Here is a 21,264-nt window from a genome sequence, read left to right on the forward strand (position 1 = left end):
ACTAAGGATTTTATAACTTAGCGAGGTGTTTTTTGTGGATAAACGAAAAGATAAAACGAGACGTAATTTAAGTTCTACTCAAGAAGTATTATATGCAAAGGAATTTAAACGAGCTGATCGTGCTGCAGGTTATACTAATTTTAATGGAGTAGGCAAATAATTTTATTCAAAAAGGCTTTCTTAGGAAGCCTTTTTTGTTTTTCCACAATAACTTTATACCTAAAAATACTGCATATAAACATCTTTAAAAATTTACAATATCTTATTTAAATTTCACTTGATTCAATAATATAAACCGAAGATGGTCTAACATAATATTCCTTACTAAGTTTTTCTTTTATTCGATCCATTTCATCTTCAATTTTTTCACCTCGAACAAAAGAACCCCCTTCGATTCCATTCTGGTCATCTAGTAAAACATACCAAGAAAATCGAAACTCCTTCATTAAAATTCACCCTTTAAAATAAGAAACTATAAATAACTATTTTTCATTATATTCACTAACCTCAAATTTATTTTAGTCAATCGTCTAAATAATCATAAAAAGCTAATAAAATAAACTGTCCTTTAAATGTTAGACGCCTACTAACATTTAAAGGACAGTTCATAGTAATTAGTGTTATTAACAAGTTTGTATTTCTTTCTTTTGAGTTAATAGTTGATAAGCATGATTAACACTTTCATTTGATGGTGGTTGAATATCTTTTAAAGGATATTTTAATCCTAATGCTTCCCATTTATAGACTCCTAATTGATGATATGGTAAAATTTCTACTTTTTCCACATTATTTAATTTATTTATAAAATCACCTAGTTTTATTAGATTATCTTCTGAGTCGGTTATTCCAGGAACTAAGACATGTCTAATCCAAACCGGGATATTTTTCTTGTCCAAGTATCTAGCAAAGATTTTAATCTGCTCATTTGATTTTCCCGTAAGTTTTATATGTTTTTTTTCATCAAAATGTTTTAAATCCAATAATACTAAATCGGTGTATTCTAATACTTCATCTAATTTAGAAAGAAAATTTGGATCTGTACTGAAACATCCACCAGATGTATCAATCGTTGTATGAATCCCATTTCTTCTACAAGATTTAAACAGTTCTAATAGAAAATCTAATTGTAATAATGGTTCTCCACCACTAACCGTAACTCCACCTCCAGATGATCTCATAAATGGAATATACGTCTTGATATCCTTCATTAATTGATCAACTGACATATCTTTACCTGCTCCAATTTTCCACGTATCTGCGTTATGACAATATTGACATCTTAATAAACATCCTTGCGTAAAAATTACATATCTAAGACCTGGTCCATCGACAGTTCCACATGTTTCAATTGAATGTATATTTCCTGAAATCATTGTCATTCTCCTCTGAACTAATTTTTTCCTTATTTAGTAAAAACATTAAAGCCTAGTGAAGTATGTCCCCCACTAGGCTTGAAACACAGAGATTTCTACATAGAACCGTGGAAAGTTCTATTTATTACGTCAATTTGTTGTTCCCTAGTTAGTTTTATGAAGTTAACTGCATAACCTGAGACTCTAATCGTTAATTGTGGATATTCTTCAGGATGTTCCATCGCATCCATTAATGTTTCTCGATTGAATACATTTACGTTTAAGTGATGACCGCCTTTTTCTGTATATCCATCTAACATTGCTACTAAGTTTAATATTTGTGTACACTCGTCCTTACCTAAAGCTTTTGGAACGATCGAAAAAGTATTTGAAATTCCATCTTGTGCATCTTCGTAAGGTAATTTCGCTACTGAACTTAATGATGCTAGAGCGCCATTTGTATCGCGTCCATGTAACGGATTGGCACCAGGAGCAAATGGTTCACCTGCTTTTCTTCCATCTGGTGTATTACCTGTCTTTTTACCATAAACAACATTAGAAGTAATCGTTAGCACTGATGTTGTATGAATTGAATTACGATAAGTTTTATGCTTTCTTACTTTTGCCATAAAGCTTTCAACTAGTTCTACAGCAATATCATCTACAAGATCATTGTTGTTCCCGTATTTTGGATACTCTCCTTCAATTTCAAAATCAACAACGATTCCATTCTCATCGCGAATTGTTTTAACATTTGCATGCTTAATAGCTGATAATGAATCAGCACATACTGACAATCCTGCAATACCTGTTGCCATTGTACGTTTTATATTTGCATCATGTAACGCCATTTCAATTCGTTCATAGCTATATTTATCATGCATAAAGTGGATACAATTTAATGTATTAACATATAAGCCTGCTAACCAATCTAATAAAACGTCGAACTTAATTTTTACTTCTTCATAGTCAAGATACTCAGATGTAATCGGAGCATACATAGGTGCTACTTGAGCTTTTGATTTTTCGTCTTTACCACCATTAATAGCGTATAATAATGCTTTAGCAAGATTTGCACGTGCACCAAAGAATTGCATTTGTTTACCGATAGTCATAGCGGAAACGCAGCATGCAATGCCATAATCATCACCATATTCTGGACGCATAATATCATCATTTTCATATTGAATTGAGCTAGTTTTAATTGACATTTTAGCGCAATATTGCTTAAATCCCTCTGGTAGTTTTGATGACCAAAGGACAGTTAAGTTAGGTTCTGGCGCAGGTCCTAGGTTATCCAAAGTATTTAAAAAGCGGAATGAGTTCTTTGTTATAAGTGGACGACCATCTATTCCTATTCCACCGATTGACTCTGTTACCCAAGTAGGATCGCCAGAAAATAGTTCATTATAATCAGGCGTACGAGCAAACTTGACTAATCTCAGTTTCATTACAAAATGATCGACTAATTCTTGTGCGTCTTGTTCAGTTAAAGTGCTTTCTTCAAGATCTCTTTCTATATATATATCCAAAAATGTTGAAACTCTCCCTAAGCTCATAGCCGCTCCATTTTGCTCTTTTATTGCTGCTAAATAGCCAAAATATAACCATTGGAAAGCTTCTTTTGCGTTTGTTGCAGGTCTAGAAATATCAAACCCATGATTTGTTGCCATTTGTTTTAATTCATTTAATGCACGCATTTGTTCATTTAGTTCTTCACGATCTCTTATTACTTCTTCTGACATAACACTTGTTGTTTTATTTAAAGTATCAATTTTATCTTTAATCAGTCGATCTACCCCATATAACGCTACCCTTCTATAGTCACCTATAATTCTTCCACGACCGTAAGCATCAGGTAGACCAGTAATCACACCAGAACGTCTTGCTGCTTTCATTTCTGATGTATAGGCATCAAATACGCCTTGATTATGTGTTTTTCGATATTCTGTAAATATTTTGCTTATTTCATCATCAACTTTGTATCCATAAGACTCACATGATGCTTCAGCCATTCGAATTCCACCAAATGGTTGTAATGATCTTTTAAACGGTTTATCTGTTTGGAATCCAACAATTTGCTCTAATTCTTTTTCTAAGTATCCTGGTTCGTGTGAAGTAATCGTAGATACAATTTTCGTATCCATATCTAAAACTCCGCCATTTTCGCGTTCTTCTTTAGATAGTTTAAGTACTATATCCCATAGTTTGTTAGTTGCATCTGTTGGGCCTAAAAGAAAAGAGTCATCACCAACATAAGATTTAACATTTTTTTGAATAAAGTCCCTTACATCAATCGTTTGTTCCCATCGTCCAGTTTCAAATTGTCTCCATTGTTCCATTGTATTACTCCTCCTCTTCTGCATATAATACAGAAAGTTAATTAAGTATATAACAGATTACGTATCTAATTTAACATACGATGAACTGAAACAATCGCTTGTATTATGAACATATTGTGAAATATTGAACAAAGTAGTTGAAAAGTTAACTCATATAAACATTTAGTTCTTTCCACTAAATTACAGTTGCTTCATATATATAGTAATTCACTCTGAAAACTTTCCTGTTAAACGACAAACTGTTATACTCAAAAGATAGTAACTGTATTAGCATATTCATGAAATTTGTGGACAAGACATTCACAATCCAAATATGCGATAATACTATGGTTAATACACAAATGAATAATCCAATTGAACAATGTTTATATAAAAGGAGTAATTTATGAATACAAAACTAAATCTTTCTAGTTCGATTAATGAAAAATTAAATTTAATATATAATGAACAAATTCAAAAAGTTCTAAAAGAAGAGCAATTATTAATCGGAACAAAACAATATGTTTCTCAAGACAAAACGATTTTAGAAGATGCTATTACTGCCCTTCTTCTTGGTAAAAATATATTATTAAAAGGTCCAACAGGAAGTGGTAAAACGGTTTTAGCTGAGACTCTTTCAAAAATGCTTTATCAACCGATGCATAGCATAAACTGTTCAGTCGATTTAGATTTAGAAGGTATTGTTGGATACAACACAATTGCTTCTAATACGAACGGATCTGAAGTAGTATTCATCGATGGACCTTTAATGAAAGCAATGAAAAAAGGTCATATTTTATATATCGATGAAATTAACATGGCTAAACCAGAAACATTACCATTACTACATGGTGCACTTGATTATCGAAAAATGATTACAAATCCATTTACTCAAGAAGTAGTAAAAGGTGACGAAAACTTTAGAGTAATCGCCGCAATAAATGAAGGGTATGTAGGAACAAGCGAATTAAATGAAGCTTTAAAAAATCGCTTCATTATTATAGATGTTCCATATATTAACGGGGAATCATTACTTCAGTTATTAAAAGATGAATCTGAGCTAAAAGATGAAGATCTTCTGAAGAAATTTACAAGCTTTTCAAGTGATTTAATCCCATTAGCAAGTGAAGGCAGAATTAGTGAAGATGCCGCAAGTATTCGTGGTGTACTTGACGCATGTGATTTATCTGTTCATATACCAGTACTTCGAGCAATTGAACGCACAATTATCGCTAAATTAAGTGATGACATTGAGCGCGAGACTGTTAGAGAACTAGCTGAAAGTTATTTTCTTTCTTGAAATGAGTGATGATTAACATATGAAACAAATCATTTTTAACAATAAAAAAATCGACGCTTCCACTTTTCTTCAAATGGAAAATTTATCGATTTCTCTTTCGAAAGATCGTAGTTCATTTTTAGAATTTGATTTTCAGGCGTATTACGACGATGAAGAACAAAAATTTACTGTAAGTCATTTTTGGGATACACAAGAGCATAGTACACAGTTACAAGGTTTGAAATCAGATGTGTACTTAAAAGCTTTAGGTAATAAACATTACTCAGATTTTAGTGAATTCAAAGATACACTAAAGGAATTACAAGAAACTCATTTAAAAAGTTTCTTAACACAATTGTTTGTCCTTCTTGAGGATATCCGACTTGAAGAGTTAATTAGTCATCAAAGACCAGGTACAAGACAATTATTTTCTACGAGAAAAAGAATATATAGACATTATTTTCAATCACAATTCAAAGCAAATGAAATGCGTAATTTCCAATTAGATCAATTGTTTTGTTTAATTTATCTTTCACTTACTTCTACTCAATTAACTTATCAAACGAATGAACAACTAGAGGATATTTTACCCATCCTCTTCCAGTCGTTTGAAGCTAAGAAAACAAGTGATATTTCTTCCATTGTATTTAGAGTGCAGCAGAGACTACTTTCACTGTATAAGGAAGATATGATTCACACATATTTTGGCTATTTACCGTTAAATAAAATTAACGAATTAGCCTCATGTAATAGTAAGGTAAAAGAGCTTCAAAATGATGACCAGCAAGAAGGTCTTGATGAAAGAAATAGCGAAGATGAAAGATTATCAACCTGGCATAGAGAAAGTAAAAATAATGAAACAGATGATAATTTTTTACGATTTGAAGTTGAAAGTGGTACAAAAACTTCTATTAAAGCAAATTTTGCACGAGAAGAAGAGGCCGGCGATCAGGCAATTGCAAATGCATTTGGTTCCTCCAAACAAGGAGAGAATAAAAAGTCAAAACAAACTGATTCATATGAGGCTACGAATTCATCCTCCTCACAGCAAAATCCTTTTGGTAAATACAATAGTAATGTTTCTATTAAATACAAAGAAGCAATTGGGCAAACAGTTACCGAAAAGAAACAGTATTCTACATTGTCTTCAATGGTTTCTAAAGATGTTAAAGAACTAAGAAAGACGATTGAAAAATCATTAGAAAATAAACAAAATGCACCTACTGATAAATACTATGGTAGGTTAAATAAAAAATGGATTCGACTTTTCACAGAAGAAAACCCTAAAATGTTTTATAAAAAACAAACTGAATCGAAAGAATTAGATGCTGTTTTTTACTTATTAGTAGATTGCTCCGGATCGATGTTTAATAAAATGGATGAAGTGAAAAAAAGCGTCATTTTATTCCATGAAACATTAAAACAATTAAAAATCTCTCATAGCATTAGTGGCTTTTGGGAGGATGCTTCAAATGCTACAAAAGAAAACAAACCAAATATTTTACATCAAGTCATTCCGTTTTCAAGCTCTTTATCACCTTCAGTAGGTCCAAACATCATGCAACTTCAAGAAGAAGAGGATAATCGTGATGGCTTAATGATTCGAATTGTTTCAGAAGAGCTCGCTAAACGTTCGGAAAAGCATAAATTTTTGCTCGTATTTACAGATGGTGAACCTTCTGCATTAGATTATTTCCAGGATGGGATTATCGATACGCATGAAGCAGTTAAACAAGCTAGAAAACTTGGAATTGAGGTAATCGGTACATTCATTGAGGAAGAAGAACATCAAGAAGAAACTTCACAATTAATGAAAAATATTTATCAGCACCATTACTTAATCGCATCAAATGCAGAAGATTTAAGACTTCAATTAAAACCAATGTTAAAAAAATTATTATTAAGAAGCATAGATTAAGATAGTTGTCCATAAAATGAAAAGAAATAGGTTGTAGCAGACAAAGTTCTAATAACTTGATGATCAGACTGATTGCAAGCGCTTGTCTTTCGAGGCACGAAGGCTGATGAGGAGCGGAGTTACCCTAGACGGTAATGAGCACCGCAGACAGACGAAGTAACGAAGAAAGCGAGCGCTTGTCAACTGTCTGATCGGCTTACTAGTAGCCTATTTCTTTTTTTATAAGTAGTTAGAATATTTTGTCGAACGGATTTACATAACGAAATCGTATTTCCTATTGATTTTTAAAATTAAACGGAGTACGATAAATTTTGACGACTTAGAGAGATGCATATTTAAAGAAAAGCTAGTGAATGACCGCTAGTTTGTTTTGTATTTAAGGGGGATTAAGACTATGCCTACTTCAATTAAAGCAACATTTTCACGTGTACGATTCGTATTACTGGTTGCGTTAGTAGTTTGGCTAAAAACGTATATTGTTACTCTGTTTGGATTCGATTTAAAAATTGATACAGTCTTTCAAAATGTAATATTATTTATTAGCCCTTTGGCATCCTCATTATTCCTTGTAGGGATCGCACTTTTTTTCAAAGGGAAAAAACGTAATTCGATCGCGCTTTTGATTAATTTCATTTTAACCTTGCTATTATGTGGAAACGTTTTATTTTACGGATTCTTTAACGACTTCATAACATTACCAGTGCTGTTTCAAACTAGTAATATGGGTGATTTAGGATCAAGTGTAAAAGAACTAGCAAGCTTTAAAATTCTATTTATGTTTATTGATATTCTTATCCTATATTTGATCTCAAAGAAATTTCCTAAATTTTCAAACACTGGTCGTGTACCTTCATTTATGAAGTCAACTTACTATTTAATTACGATTGCAATTGCAGTTTTAAACTTAGGCTTAGCTGAAATGGAACGACCTGAATTGCTTACTCGTTCGTTTGATCGTGAAATGCTTGTAAAAAATCTTGGATTATATGTTTACCAAGGTTATGATTTATCACTTCAAACAAAGACTTCAACACAAAAGGCCTTTGCGGATAGCAGTAAATTAACTGAAATTGAAAACTATGTAAATAGTAACGGCGTAAAAGCAAATGCAAAGCTTTTCGGTAAATATAAAGGTAAAAATGTTATTGTTATTTCTTTAGAATCAATGCAAAATTTCACAATTGGCGCAAAGGTTAATGGGAAAGAAATAACTCCATTTTTAAATAAATACATTAAAGAAAGTTATTATTTTGACCACTTCTATCACCAAACTGGTCAAGGAAAAACATCTGATGCTGAGTTCATTATTGATAACTCTTTATATCCATTAGACCGCGGTGCTGTCTATTTTACACATGCAAATAACGAATATATGGCTACACCTGAAATTTTAAAAGATCAAGGATATTATTCAGCTGTTTTCCATGCAAATAATAAAAGCTTTTGGAATCGAAATGTAATGTACCCTTCTCTAGGTTACGATCGCTACTTTAACGAAGTAGATTATAATATTACCGATGAAAACTCGGTAAACTGGGGATTAAAGGATGAAGATTTCTTTGAACAATCACTTCCTCTTTTATCACAAGTGAAACAACCGTTTTATACTAGATTCTTAACTTTATCAAACCACTATCCTTTCGTACTTGATCCACAAGATCAATACATTGATCAATATAATTCTGGTGACGAGACACTTGATCATTATGTAACGACAGTACGATATATGGATGAATCAATTAAACACTTTATTGAAGGTCTAAAAAAATCAGGTTTATATGATAATACTATTCTTGTTATGTATGGTGATCATTATGGTATTTCTGAAAACCATAATCGTGCAATGGCTCAGTTCTTAGGTAAAGACGAAATTACTCCATATGACCATATGGATTTACAACGTACGCCATTTATTATTCATTTACCTAAGCAAAAACAAGGTCAAACAATCTCAAAGGTTGCTGGTCAAATTGATGTAAAACCTACGATTCTTCATCTTTTAGGCGTTGATACAAAAACAGATATTGAATTTGGTAAAGATCTATTTAGCCCAGATTATTCGGAATTCATTGTTTTCCGTGATGGCAGCTTCGTTACAAGCAAATATTATTATGTAGCTGGCTCTAATGAATTTTATAATCGATTAACTGCTGAAAAAGTAGAAGTTCCTGATCAAGAAGCGAAACTATTAATTGATAAAGCTAAAAAAGAGCTAACACTTTCAGATAATATTGTTTACGGTGATTTATTCCGTTTCTACAGTGGCAACAAGCATAAAACTGGTACAATGCAAACAATAACTGAACCAAATCAGTAATAGGTATTTCAAAAGAACCTCATAGTCTAGTAATTAAATTTTTAGTTTGTCAACAGTCTGAAAATCAAACTTTTAATATTTTGTCTATACATCGAGAGATGCTTTTACAAGCATCTCTTTTTGTTATAATATGGTATTTATACATAGTTTTTTAATTAAAATATAGTGGGAGGATATTAATTGTATAAAAACTCTAAGTTATTATTTTGGACGATCGAACTACTATTATTATTCTTAGTCTTATTCGTTGGAACAAAAATATCATTCTTATTTCAACCAATTGCTATTTTAATTAGTACTTTATTCGCGCCAATACTTGTCTCAATCTTTCTATATTTCCTATTTGCACCAATAGTTGATTTTTTAGAGCGAAAAAAAGTACCCCGTTCAATAGGCATTCTTCTTCTCTATCTCGGATTAATCCTAATTGCTGTAGTATCTATCATTAATGTATTCCCAACCTTAACTGAACAATTTAAAGATTTAGTAAATAATATGCCAACAATTGTAAATGAAGCAACAAATAAGATTGGCCTATTAGAGAAGTGGTTAGGAAGTCAAAATTACGTTGAAATTAAAGATTTAGAAAAGAAAGTTGCAGACTATGCCCTAGTATTTATCGGTGGCATAACTGGTGGAATTGGTGCGTTTTTCAATATTTTAAGTAATGTAACGTTAATCATATTAACAGTTCCATTTATACTGTTTTATATGTTTAAAGATGGTCATAAATTTCCAGCTGCGATGTCTCGTTTTTTACCGCAAAGCTTAAGGAATGAAGCTATTCATATTGCAAATGAAACAAGCGAAACATTGGCTTCATACATTCAAGGTCAAACGATTGTTTGTATTTTTGTTGGAATTGGAACATTTATCGGATATAGTATTATCGGGATACCTAATGCCTTAATTTTAGCGCTAGTAGCTGCTATAACAAATATTATCCCTTACTTTGGCCCGTTTATCGGTGGAGCTCCTGCAGTGATCGTTGCGGCTCTAATTTCTCCTAAATTAGCGTTATTCGTTGTACTAATTATTTTAATTGTTCAACAAATTGATTCAAACTTAATCTCACCATATATCATGGGGAAAAAGTTAAATATTCATCCTTTAACGATTATTTTATTATTATTATTTGCTGGTAACTTTGCTGGTGTACTTGGTATGGTTTTAGCTGTACCAACATATGCAATTTGTAAGGTAGTGATTGTTAATATATCTAGGATCATCAATTTAAGGAAAAAAGCAAAATTCGCAGATAAGATTATTGATGACGACATTGAAACAAATATCGAAATAAACATTAACAACGATAACGACCAAAAAGAATAAATAAGAGCAAGAATAATGAAGTTGGAGTGATATCTACTCCTAACACTTCAATTATTCTTGCTCTTTTTTTACAATTTAAACGTCTCTCTTCCCTGCTCTCTATTTAAGAGCCATTCTTTCCTCCACAGTCCACCAGCATAACCAGTTAGCTTACCATTTGACCCAATAATGCGATGGCATGGAACGATGATACTTAATGGATTTCTTGCATTTGCATTCGCAACTGCTCTTACTGCCTTCGGGTTCCCTATACGATTAGCAATTTCTGCATATGAAGCAGTTTCTCCATATTTAATTTTAACTAGTTCCCTCCACACACTTTCTTGAAAAGGAGTTCCTTTCGCAATTGATTGAATACTAAATTCCTTCCTAGATCCATTGAAATATTCAATCAATTCATTTCCTGCATCCTTCAAAGAAGGTGGTACTATTTTTTGAATTTCATCATTCTCTTCTTTGACAAAATCAATATATGCTACTCCTTTTTCATTTCCAACGATCCTTAATGTACCTAACGGAGTGTCTATATAAGCTGTATCTAATTGATTCATAAATCATTCTCCTAGATTATTTATCTAAATTTGGAAAATACTCCATTGCTTCAATACATTGATTATAACCGTTCCGCTTATAAAAATTAACACCTTGCTCGCTTGGCCAAACAATAACAAATTCGAACTTCATTTCGCTTACCCATTTATTAACTTGGGAGATTAATTTTCCTCCAATCCCCTTCCCTCGATAATCCTTTAATGTATATACATTCGTCATGAAAGCAAAAGGATTGGTCACTCTACCAGGTCGGGGTACTTTTTGAATAAGTTCAATATAAATATGGGAAACAACTGTACCTTCTATTTCAGCAACCCATATATACCACTGTTTACTGTTCATTGCATTTAGTAAAAATCACGACATTCACTGTAAAAGTCATTGTATTCACTCTCTTTAATTCTTCCCGACTCGTAATCTTCCAAAGTAAGGTCCCATCTCATCTTAATTAACTGCTCAATGTCTTTTATTTCTGCCAACCTCAAATTCATTTTATTCCCCCTTAATCCTCTGTACCTAAAACATCGGTATTAGGTGGAATATACCCCATCTGCCGAGCCATCGAGACAATTTGTCCTTTATGATGATATTCATGTGTGATCGTATGTACTAGCAGTTTCATCGGTGTGAAAGATACTTCTTCATTATGATCTCTCCATGGAATCTTTCTAACAATTGGTTTATTCAAACAGTCAACTGTCATGTCCAATAATTCACTCATGAATAAATCAGCTTGTTCAAATCTTGATTTTATATCATCAAGACTAATATTCACAACGTTTTCCTTTGGCGTAATTGGCTTTTTCGTTTTCAATAATATAAAAGATCCAATCCACGCAATATAACATTCAGCCATATGTAGTAAAGTTTCTCTAACACTTTGGAAACCAAACCCGTCTAATTTACGAGTAAAATCCTCAGGCTTTAATTCACCACAAAAATTTAACAATGCTTCACGATTTTCTTTTACCCATTGATATTCCTTCAGATTCACTAAACTCACCTCTTACAATTTTGATTAATTAAGCTATTCTACCAAGTGGTAAAAATTACCTTTAAGTAAAAAAAATAAAAGGTCTGTATATACCTACAGACCTTGTTTTGTTTATACAAATAACTTTAAACTTACTTGAACAATTAATAAAACAGAAACTGAAATTAATAGAATTCTGGCTAACTTCATTGGAACAAATTCCGCAAATCTTAACCCTACTTGATTACCTACAATTGAAGCAGCAGCCATCGTCACAGCAATTTTCCATTGGAAGTGACCTGTCATATAAAAAATGATAAATGCTGATAAACAACTCCCAAAATTTAATACTCTAGCCAACTGAACTGCATTAACATAAGTAAACCCTTTTTTAATAAAATACAAGATTGCAAATGTTGAAGAACCTGGACCAAAGCCCCCATCATAAACACCAATCCCCGTTAAGATGCCCCTATCTAGCAGTGTTTGCTTTTCAACACCACTTTTATTCGTAGTTTCATAGTTCCACTTTTTACTTGCAAATGTTAGCCATAATGAACCAGTTAATAAAACTAATGCCACAATATTCATTACATGTTCATCTAACATACTCGTTACAAATGCACCAATTCCCCCACCAATGAGCGAAACTAATATAAATTGAAAAATAACTGAGGCCTTAAAATCTTTCTTTTTAATTGTATAAAGAATACTACTAAACGACCCCAGACCTGAGGCAAACTTATTTGTGGCAATACCCGTTTGAATAGGAATACCAAGAAAAATCATCATCGGGAGTGTAATTAATCCCCCGCCACCTGCTAATGTTCCAACTACTGCTGCACCGATTCCTAAAATAAAAAGTAATAATAGTGAGTCCATTTTCCTATCTCCCTTTTTCGCGTCTACCCTTACTATACACAAAATATTCGAAAAAAGGGAAACTAAAGACCTTATTATATGTGGTTGATTATGGAATAGCGGGACTAAGGAGAGTAATTTAAGGAGGGTTGGGACTTTTGGTGTAAATAAACGACGACCGCAATTAAATTTCGAAAATCGAAAATAAATTAGAAAAATACCTATAGTGGTAAAGGCATTAGAACGTAATAGTTGTGCTGAAGTAGCTAATTTCAACTGGATTAATAGCAAAATTGCTCTAAGTATTCCCTAATCGGATAAAAAACGGAAAGAATTTGCTAGTTTACTATAAAGAGTAGCAGTAAAATCCCTCATAAATGAATAATACTGACAAGATACCCCAACTCAACAAAAAAAGAGCTTGCCCATCCGTCAATTAACCTGACTTATGGACAACCCTATATGTTTAAAAAATACTCAAGTTATATCGTGAAGCCAGTAACTCTAATAATTTTATACCGGCTATACTATTTCCTTTTTCATCAAGTGACGGTCCATAAACACCAATTCCAAATCGGCGAGGTACCGCACCCATAACACCGCCAGAAACACCACTTTTAGCAGGAATTCCAACTTTAATCGCAAACTCACCCGATGCATTATACATCCCACAAGTAACCATAAAAGTGTTACAAATCTTTGCTATTTTTTCAGGTATAAGCTGCGTTTTAGAAATTGGATCCCAACCATCAAGCGCGAAAATAAGTCCTATTCTCGCCATTTCTACACAGTTAACTTCGATTGAACATTGTTTTGTATATAAATCTAATAACAATTCAACATCTTCAGTAATAATTCCATGCTCTTTCATAAAGTAACAAAGCGATCTATTCAAGTGCGCTGTTTCAAATTCTGATGTAGCAACCTCTTTAGAATAAGAAAGATCTTTATTATCTGTTAAAACCCTCATAAAGTTTAAAAGTCGATTAAAGCGATCATTTATACTATGACCTTTAATCATACTTGTAACTGCCAAAGCCCCTGCATTAATCATTGGATTTAACGGCTTTCCAGCAGACCTAACTTCTAATTTTGCAATTGAATTAAACGGATCACCAGTAGGCTCCATCCCTACTCGCTCAAATACATAATCTTCTCCACGATCCATTAAAACTAAAGCGAGCGAAATTACCTTCGAAATACTTTGCAAAGTAAAACGAATGCTCGTATTTCCAGCCTCAAAATGTCGTCCATCAGGCAAAAACACAGCCAACGATAAATCCTTTTTATTTGCCTTTGCAAGAGCAGGAATATAATTGGCTACTTTTCCATACTGAATAAACTCCTTTGCCTCTTCAATAAGGATTTTCAATTCCTCCATATGGTGAACTTCTTTTTCCTCTCGAAATCCATTCTGCGTCATAAAATCACCTGTTTATTTCATTTTTAAGGGAAAAACCTTCCCAAATCACTTTATAAGAGTATGTCTAAAACAATTAACTCCCTACCTACTCTTCACTTATTTCTTATCTACTTCTCCTACCAGATCTGCCCTCATTTCTTGATCTCCCTGTACTTCTTGATCTTCCAACACTTTCTGTTCTTTCGCCTCTTCTGGAATTCCCCGTATTTCCTGTTCTTTCCGCTCTTCCTGCATTTCTTGATCCATCTGCCCTGCTTGCATTTCCCGCTCTTTCCGCTCTACCTACATTTCCTGTTCTTTCTGCTCTACCCGCATTCCCTGCTCTTTCTGCTCTACCCGCATTTCCTGTTCTTTCTGCTCTACCCGCATTTCCTGTTCTTTCTGCTCTACTCGCATTTCCTGTTCTTTCTGCTCTACCCGCATTTCCTGTTCTTTCCGCTCTTCCTGATCTTTCTGCTCTGCCTGCATTTCCTGTTCTTTCTGCTCTGCCTGCATTTCCCGCTCTTTCCGCTCTACCCGCATTTCCCGTTCTTTCCGCTCTACCTGCATTTCCTGTTCTTTCTGCTCTGCCCGCATTTCCTGTTCTTTCTGCTCTACCCGCATTTCCTGTTCTTTCTGCTCTGCCCGCATTTCCTGTTCTTTCCGCTCTTCCTGATCTTTCTGCTCTGCCTGCATTTCCTGTTCTTTCCGCTCTTCCTGATCTTTCTGCTCTGCCTGCATTTCTCGATCTTTCGGCTCTACCGGCATTTTCTGATCTATCCGCTCTGTCTGAACTTTCTCCTCTTTCCATTTCTATTCTCTTAATTGAAAGATTAAGCTCTTTTTCAATTACTCTCATATCTTGAAAATCCTTTGGAGTAGCAAATGTAATCGCAATACCAGTATCTCCTGCACGTCCTGTTCTTCCAATTCGATGTACATAGCTTTCTGTATCCAATGGTATATCATAGTTGAACACGTGAGTAACACCTTCGACATCAATTCCTCTGGCTGCTACATCTGTTGCTACAAGATATTGTATCTTAGCTTCGCGGAACAATTTCATAACTTTTTCGCGCTTGCCTTGGGTTAAATCTCCGTGTAATTCTTCAGATAAAAGACCTTTTCCTTTAAGCTGTTCATTTAACTTATTAGCTCTTCTTTTTGTTCTGCAAAAAATGATTGCTAGAAACGGCTCTGCTTCTTTGATTTGATTCAATAAAGCATTAAATTTTCCGCGATCTGTTGTTTCAATAATTAATTGTTCAATTTCATCAAGTGTAATTCTTTTAGCCTTTACTTTAATAATTTCCGGCTTTTTCATGTAACGCTTTGCAAGTGATTGGATTTGATCTGGCATAGTTGCAGAAAATAATAAGGTTTGTCTCGATACAGGAGTTTGATTGATAATATCTTCTACCTCATGTAAAAATCCAATATGTAACATTTGGTCTGCTTCATCGAGCACTAGAAAATCAACTTTATCTAATTTTATTGTTCCTCGTCTTAAATGGTCTAAAAGTCTACCAGGTGTTGCAATGATTAAATGTGCACCACTTTTTAGTTTACGAGCTTGTTGTTCAACATCTTGCCCACCGTACACAGCAAGTACTCCAAAATCATCACTAACAATCCTTTTAGCCTCAGCAGTTATTTGAAGAGCCAACTCTCTTGTTGGAGCAACGACTAATGCTTGTGTATGTGGTAATTCTAAATTAATTCTTTCAAGGATTGGAAATAAGAATGCAAATGTTTTACCAGTTCCTGTTTGCGCCTGTCCTATTAAATCCTTACCTTCAAATACAATTGGAATTGCCTTCTCTTGAATGGGAGTAGGTTCTGTTATCCCTAATTCAGTTAGATACTCAGTTAATTCCTCACTTAAACCTAAACTTGAAAATTTATTCATTCCTTTTACCTTACTTTCTATTTTCTATCATTAAAATAATGTGAATTTATATAGTTACTAAAAAAATGACTAATCCATTGTATCACAACGTTTATTAATCTTTTAAAATAATTCCTATTTTACTGTGTAAGTATAATAGGTCAGATTTCTTCTGCATCAAATTATTTTTCACAATTCTTGAGTAAAATAATCAATAAATTATTTAAATTAAGATTCCAAGAATAAACAGGGAATTTCTATATGTTGTAAATCAGTATAAGTTAGTTGATTTCAACTACAGGATGCCCGCTTTCCACGGGGCATGCCTGCGGGGTCTCAGCCTTCCTGTATCTCCCATAGGAGTCCGGCAACATTCATTCCAATCAACTTCTTCAAATAAAAAAAATTATTTTTAAAATCATCGAGAATGTTTATTACTTTATAATTAACTTTAATAAATCCAGAAACTTATCCTCCAAATAAGTTCACACTTCATAAATTTTATAACTTTTTATTTACTAAAAAAGTTCAATTATCGTTAAACATTCTTAAAAAATATCGATAACATTTATTTAGATCGACTTTCTAACTCAATTCACTATACGGGTTTTAGTTACCACTCTCATTTTTTACAGCATGAAAAACGGTAACCTTTTGTAGGTTACCGTTTTAGTAGTTATTGTATTACTCTAATCCTAATGCTTGTAAAACATCATCGATCGTTTTACTCTTATACTTTGTTTCTGCTTTTGGTGAATTGTCATTCCATGGATTTTGCATTAAGTAGTTATTAATTACATACTGCATATCTTTTGCATCAACAACACCATCATAGTTAATGTCAGCGTCACGCTTATTTGTACCCCAATAAGTTTGGATATATAGCGCATCTTTTACGTCAATGACATTATCTTTATTTACATCTCCGCCAGGAATATAATCATAATTGATTGGTTTAGATCCTGCAGTCGTTTTTCCATCATCTTTTACACCGATTGTAAAATCTTTTGAGAACGTAAAGTGACCTGGCACATCAATTTTTAATGTAAATTCATCATCTGTTATCGGTAATCTTGTTCTAAATGCAGCTTGTGATAAGCTACCAGCGTAACCTAATGGATCAGTGACACCATATTCTTTTCCATTTACATCTTTCACGCTAATTTTTGAACCTGCTTTATTGTAATCAATTGGTTTAGGTAGAATTTCACCACCAAACGTCACTAGTCCCTCAGCCTGTACTGTACCTCTCATTAACGAATACGTCGGTGTAATATAAAAATATGGTTGAATTCCTTGTGTCGTTTCAGTAGTATTATCAACATTTGTATAAACAGCGTTAAAGAATCGACTTGAACCTGTTGCACTGTAGAAGTTCATTGGCCCTTTGTAGTATTGGTCTTTTGCTTTTAATGTTAAGTCCACTAATGGTACATCTCCTGCTATTCCAGTATTCGCTAAGTCTCCTGTTGCATTTGCAGTGATTGTCATTTTAGTTAGTGAACTATTAAAAGGAGCAGTCGTATATTGAACATCTAGTTTACCTTTAAATGCCGCATTAGGTTGTACATTGACTAAATCAAGGAACTGACTCGGATAAAGGAATGTGAATTCTGCTTTCTTCACGTTTGTTTTTACATTCTTTGTGGAGAATGTTAATGTTGTTGATTCACCCATGTTTATACGTTGCTTGTCAGCAATCGCAGTTGTATAAGCCGTTCCTTTTCTTACAAAATATGCATCAATAAAACTACCATAATTTCTAACAGTTGATTTACTATAATCTGAGAAGTCGTACTCTGTAATTGCATTGACAATTGGACCAGATGTACTTAATGGAATTTCAGCATTGAAATTTCCTTGAGTGTCCAATGGAATACTTGTTTCTTTTGAACTATTAGGATTATAGTACGTAAAATTGTTATCCGCTTGTGAAGCGTTAATGCCCGCTGCTTTCATCTCATCAATTTCTTTATCAAATACATTACCTGATACAGTAACTTTTGTATCAGTTGGGTTAGCAGTTTCGTAAATACCGCCAGCCTTCATATTATTCATTGTTACCTTTGCTTCTTTAACCCCATTGTAAACCGGTGCATCTGCAGTGAAAGTTTCACCTTTATCGTTTGTGCCCACCATTCTAATCTTATATAATCCTGGATCTAATTCTTTAAGGTCATATGCAATTGGATTATCTGTATCGCCAGTTAAAGGATAGTATTGACCATTATTCAGAACGCCACGGAAATAATACTCAATATTCTCATCTGCTCCCATTCCATCAGCTGAGCCTAAGAATCCGAACTCTTTGTCTGTCTTTGGATCCACAAGGAAGAAATCGAAATTACGCATATGAGAATTTAATTTAAAGTTTACGCCAATTGACCATCTTGTCGCATTACTTGCCGCTTCATAAGGCACTGTAAACGCTGATGGATTACCCGTTAAGTAGTCGATACCTTCTTTTACAGTATGAATAGCAAATGGAATTTTATAAGTATCATTAGGATCCTTTTGGTTTGTATATACTACATACCCTTCATATGTTCCAAGTTTTGCTGTTTTAGGAACATTTATTGTCGCATCCATATTTGCACTGCCATAACGTTTTACTTTTACAGAAGATTTAACATCTAATGTAACCCCGTTAGCAGTAGCATCTTGATCTGCTCTAGAATCATTTGTAAATCGTGCATCCAACGTTTGGAATTGTACCTTTACATCATATGTTTTATCGACGGAACTCTTATTAAATAACGTGATTGAACGATTATCTGATAAGTCTTTACCAGTAACAGCTTGTTCACCAAAGCTTATTGCACCAGTAATGTTTTTAATTTGTTTAATGCCTTTACTTGCTAGAGTTGTTCCTCCATTATTACTTGAGTTATCTTTTACGGTTGAAGTTTTGTCTTTTACTTGAATTTCTGTCTGAGAATGAACAGCATCATATGGGTTTACACGGCCAGCACCAACTTCGTATACACTGTATTTATCAGATAAAGGATCTGCTGTGTTCATCAGAGTTGCTTTAATATCTGAAGGAGACATATCAGGATGAGCTTGTTTTAATAATGCTGCTACTCCAACAACATTAGGAGTTGCCATTGATGTTCCAGATAAACGCTCATATGCGTATTGATAGTTTCCAATTTGATCTGCTCCGTGCATATAAGATGGAACAGTAGAGAAAACAGATACCCCAGGTGCCGTTACTTCTGGTTTAATATCGTATAACACACGGGATGGACCTCGTGAACTGAATGGCGCTAATTTATCGCCAACCGTCACTGATTGTTTCATGTTGCTAAATGTAAAACCTAGAGATGTACCCTTTGATGCACCATTTACAGGTAATTTAGCTGAAATAGCTTTTCCTTGTGCGTTACTTAGTAAAAATGTTGGTAGTAAGCCGTATCCATCTCCAAGATATACATCACCTAAAGGAACATCTGCATCATATAAAACAACAGCTTTTGCACCATGTGCTTTAGCAGTAGCGATGATTTGAGTGATGCCAATGCTACCGCGTTGTGCTAATACCACTTTCCCCTTTACATCGATTGGATTAGAATTACCAGCAGCCCCCATCCAATAACTAGTCTCATTACCATATGATACATTTACCATTTGTAATGTTTGTCCTTCAAAATCTCCAATATTATCAGTTAAACCTTTAGCAGCTAACTTTAGATCTGCAGGTAAATCACCTGTTGAAGGATGTAATGCCCCCGTAAAACTCGGAATTGAAACAGATGTGTCACTTGCTCCAACTGTGATAGCTAAAGGTGCATTACCAGGAGCACCAAGAGAATACATTCGATCCCCAGAGTTTCCTGCTGCGACAATTGCTGTTACACCTGCAAGAACTGCATTGTTAACGGCAATACTTGTAGGGTATAATGGGTCATTGTAATTTGCTCCAAGAGACATATTAATAATGTCCATTCCATCTGCCACTGCTTTATCGATCCCTGCCAAAATAGCTGATGTAGAACCCGATCCATATGGGCCTAGTACACGATAAGAATAAATATCAGCTTCTGGTGCAACACCTTCTACAGCAAAGTCTGCTTCATTTTTAGCCTGTCCAGCAATTATTCCAGCTACATGCGTTCCATGTTCAGTATAATACGCTCCACTTGAAGTTAATTCTGCTTTCCCTGACTTCTTCCAATCTGCATATGTTGTTTCCATTGGATCATTGTCATTGTCAACGAAATCGTAACCGCCTTTAAATGCTCCTTTTAAATCTGGATGATTGTAATCAATACCAGTATCGAGAATACCAACTTTTACTCCCTTACCTGTAAAGCCTTCCTGATGAAGTTTTTCAACTCCAGGAAATGTAACCATTGTATGAGTTGCTGCTTGCTTAGTTGTTGATACATCACTGATTGAAGGTGGCTCAACTTGAACTTGCATATCACTCCAAACAGCTTTTACTGCTTTAGATTTAAGCAGTGATTTTACTTTGTTCGCTGGTAGAGTCATAGAGACCCCATTAAATGCTTTTTTATATGAACGTTTAATAGAATATGGATTTTTCTTTGATTTTAATTCACTACTAAAAATTGTTTTTAAATCTTTTTGGAACGTATCATGTGACTCGTCCACCTTTGCTTTTGCATCATCTGCTGATAGCGTTACACCATCTGATTCTGCCTCTAAAACCGCAGTCTGCTGAGGCTTCTCCTTAAACTCGACAATGACAGAAGTAACCTTGTCACTTGTTTGATCGACTTCAGAAGATAATTGTAGTCCCTCTTTGTCACTTAATTTCAATTGCTTAATTGCCTCACGTTGCTGCGGAGTAAGATTTGCTAATACTTGTTCAATCTTTGAAGTTGCTTGTGCATGAACTTGTTGTGAAAAGGAACCTGGTGTCATTGTAGTACTAATAAGTCCTGTTGTTAATGCTAATGTTGTAACATTTCTAAACATTTTCTTTTTCAACTACTATCCCTACTTTCTTTTCTTAATAAGTTCATTATAATGAAACTTGATGAGATTTTATTTTCTGAAAATTATGTCAAATTGTGTTTTTTTTAATTTATTTATGTTTTCTT

At 33.9% G+C, this 21,264-nt stretch carries 16 protein-coding genes; 5 read left to right on the forward strand and 11 right to left on the reverse strand.

All coding sequences use genetic code 11. The features are described 5' to 3' along the window. Nucleotides 1–34 precede the first annotated feature (34 nt). Complete coding sequence (locus ABEY15_RS02915) at nucleotides 35–160, forward strand: YfhE family protein (protein ID WP_156339631.1); 126 nt, start codon at nucleotides 35–37, stop codon at nucleotides 158–160. Between the two features lie 106 nt (nucleotides 161–266). On the opposite strand, the gene ABEY15_RS02920 is transcribed toward ABEY15_RS02915, so the two are convergent. The 3 genes from ABEY15_RS02920 to pflB form a co-directional block, all read right to left on the reverse strand. After that, nucleotides 267–446: a hypothetical protein gene (locus ABEY15_RS02920; protein ID WP_429888338.1), complete on the reverse strand. Its 180-nt coding sequence runs from the start codon at nucleotides 444–446 to the stop codon at nucleotides 267–269. A 177-nt stretch (nucleotides 447–623) separates the two neighbouring features. After that, nucleotides 624–1,373: a pyruvate formate-lyase-activating protein gene (gene pflA, locus ABEY15_RS02925; RefSeq protein ID WP_429888339.1), complete on the reverse strand. Its 750-nt coding sequence runs from the start codon at nucleotides 1,371–1,373 to the stop codon at nucleotides 624–626. 95 nt (nucleotides 1,374–1,468) lie between these two features. Continuing rightward, nucleotides 1,469–3,694, reverse strand: a complete 2,226-nt coding sequence (gene pflB / locus ABEY15_RS02930; protein ID WP_429888340.1) for a formate C-acetyltransferase — start codon at nucleotides 3,692–3,694, stop codon at nucleotides 1,469–1,471. Nucleotides 3,695–4,079: 385 nt separating this feature from the next. Between pflB and ABEY15_RS02935 the strand changes: the two genes are divergently transcribed. From ABEY15_RS02935 to ABEY15_RS02950, 4 genes are all read left to right on the forward strand, one after another. Beyond that, entirely contained in the window at nucleotides 4,080–4,973 is an 894-nt protein-coding gene (locus ABEY15_RS02935) for an AAA family ATPase (RefSeq protein WP_429888341.1), read from the forward strand. Between the two features lie 19 nt (nucleotides 4,974–4,992). After that, nucleotides 4,993–6,870 (forward strand): vWA domain-containing protein, encoded by a 1,878-nt coding sequence (locus ABEY15_RS02940; RefSeq protein ID WP_429888342.1) that lies wholly within the window; start codon nucleotides 4,993–4,995, stop codon nucleotides 6,868–6,870. A gap of 394 nt (nucleotides 6,871–7,264) precedes the next feature. Further along, nucleotides 7,265–9,187 carry an LTA synthase family protein gene (locus ABEY15_RS02945; RefSeq protein ID WP_429888343.1) on the forward strand — a complete coding sequence of 641 codons (1,923 nt, stop codon included), beginning with the start codon at nucleotides 7,265–7,267 and terminating at the stop codon, nucleotides 9,185–9,187. Nucleotides 9,188–9,367: 180 nt separating this feature from the next. After that, the gene (locus ABEY15_RS02950) at nucleotides 9,368–10,519 is read left to right on the forward strand and encodes an AI-2E family transporter (protein ID WP_420488282.1); all 1,152 of its coding nucleotides are present in this window, start codon (nucleotides 9,368–9,370) and stop codon (nucleotides 10,517–10,519) included. A gap of 68 nt (nucleotides 10,520–10,587) precedes the next feature. On the opposite strand, the gene ABEY15_RS02955 is transcribed toward ABEY15_RS02950, so the two are convergent. From ABEY15_RS02955 to ABEY15_RS02990, 8 genes are all read right to left on the reverse strand, one after another. After that, nucleotides 10,588–11,070 carry a methylated-DNA--[protein]-cysteine S-methyltransferase gene (locus tag ABEY15_RS02955; protein ID WP_429888345.1) on the reverse strand — a complete coding sequence of 161 codons (483 nt, stop codon included), beginning with the start codon at nucleotides 11,068–11,070 and terminating at the stop codon, nucleotides 10,588–10,590. Nucleotides 11,071–11,086: 16 nt separating this feature from the next. Continuing rightward, nucleotides 11,087–11,413, reverse strand: a complete 327-nt coding sequence (locus ABEY15_RS02960) for a GNAT family N-acetyltransferase (RefSeq protein WP_429888346.1) — start codon at nucleotides 11,411–11,413, stop codon at nucleotides 11,087–11,089. Between the two features lie 5 nt (nucleotides 11,414–11,418). Further along, a complete protein-coding gene (locus ABEY15_RS02965; protein ID WP_429888347.1) occupies nucleotides 11,419–11,562 on the reverse strand; it encodes a hypothetical protein in 144 nt (47 codons plus the stop codon). A gap of 11 nt (nucleotides 11,563–11,573) precedes the next feature. Beyond that, on the reverse strand, nucleotides 11,574–12,065 hold the full coding sequence (locus ABEY15_RS02970) for a DinB family protein (protein WP_429888348.1): 492 nt from the start codon (nucleotides 12,063–12,065) through the stop codon (nucleotides 11,574–11,576). 111 nt (nucleotides 12,066–12,176) lie between these two features. Further along, nucleotides 12,177–12,926, reverse strand: coding sequence for a sulfite exporter TauE/SafE family protein (locus ABEY15_RS02975; protein ID WP_429888349.1), 750 nt, complete (start codon nucleotides 12,924–12,926; stop codon nucleotides 12,177–12,179). A 445-nt stretch (nucleotides 12,927–13,371) separates the two neighbouring features. Next, nucleotides 13,372–14,328: a glutaminase A gene (gene glsA / locus ABEY15_RS02980; RefSeq protein ID WP_429888350.1), complete on the reverse strand. Its 957-nt coding sequence runs from the start codon at nucleotides 14,326–14,328 to the stop codon at nucleotides 13,372–13,374. Between the two features lie 103 nt (nucleotides 14,329–14,431). Next, on the reverse strand, nucleotides 14,432–16,216 hold the full coding sequence (locus ABEY15_RS02985; protein WP_429888352.1) for a DEAD/DEAH box helicase: 1,785 nt from the start codon (nucleotides 16,214–16,216) through the stop codon (nucleotides 14,432–14,434). 663 nt (nucleotides 16,217–16,879) lie between these two features. Then, complete coding sequence (locus ABEY15_RS02990) at nucleotides 16,880–21,151, reverse strand: S8 family serine peptidase (protein WP_429888353.1); 4,272 nt, start codon at nucleotides 21,149–21,151, stop codon at nucleotides 16,880–16,882. Nucleotides 21,152–21,264: the final 113 nt, after the last annotated feature.

The organism is Gottfriedia acidiceleris (assembly GCF_050457485.1).
Taxonomy (GTDB): Bacteria; Bacillota; Bacilli; order Bacillales; family Bacillaceae_G; genus Gottfriedia; species Gottfriedia acidiceleris_D.

Coding starts and splice junctions, on each gene's coding strand:
- ABEY15_RS02935 (WP_429888341.1), top strand. CDS start 4,080: ATGAATACAAAACTAAATCTTTCTAGTTCGATTAATGAAAAATTAAAT.
- ABEY15_RS02965 (WP_429888347.1), bottom strand. CDS start 11,562: ATGAATTTGAGGTTGGCAGAAATAAAAGACATTGAGCAGTTAATTAAG.
- pflA (WP_429888339.1), bottom strand. CDS start 1,373: ATGATTTCAGGAAATATACATTCAATTGAAACATGTGGAACTGTCGAT.
- ABEY15_RS02920 (WP_429888338.1), bottom strand. CDS start 446: ATGAAGGAGTTTCGATTTTCTTGGTATGTTTTACTAGATGACCAGAAT.
- glsA (WP_429888350.1), bottom strand. CDS start 14,328: ATGACGCAGAATGGATTTCGAGAGGAAAAAGAAGTTCACCATATGGAG.
- ABEY15_RS02975 (WP_429888349.1), bottom strand. CDS start 12,926: ATGGACTCACTATTATTACTTTTTATTTTAGGAATCGGTGCAGCAGTA.
- ABEY15_RS02985 (WP_429888352.1), bottom strand. CDS start 16,216: ATGAATAAATTTTCAAGTTTAGGTTTAAGTGAGGAATTAACTGAGTAT.
- ABEY15_RS02945 (WP_429888343.1), top strand. CDS start 7,265: ATGCCTACTTCAATTAAAGCAACATTTTCACGTGTACGATTCGTATTA.
- pflB (WP_429888340.1), bottom strand. CDS start 3,694: ATGGAACAATGGAGACAATTTGAAACTGGACGATGGGAACAAACGATT.
- ABEY15_RS02955 (WP_429888345.1), bottom strand. CDS start 11,070: ATGAATCAATTAGATACAGCTTATATAGACACTCCGTTAGGTACATTA.
- ABEY15_RS02960 (WP_429888346.1), bottom strand. CDS start 11,413: ATGAACAGTAAACAGTGGTATATATGGGTTGCTGAAATAGAAGGTACA.
- ABEY15_RS02940 (WP_429888342.1), top strand. CDS start 4,993: ATGAAACAAATCATTTTTAACAATAAAAAAATCGACGCTTCCACTTTT.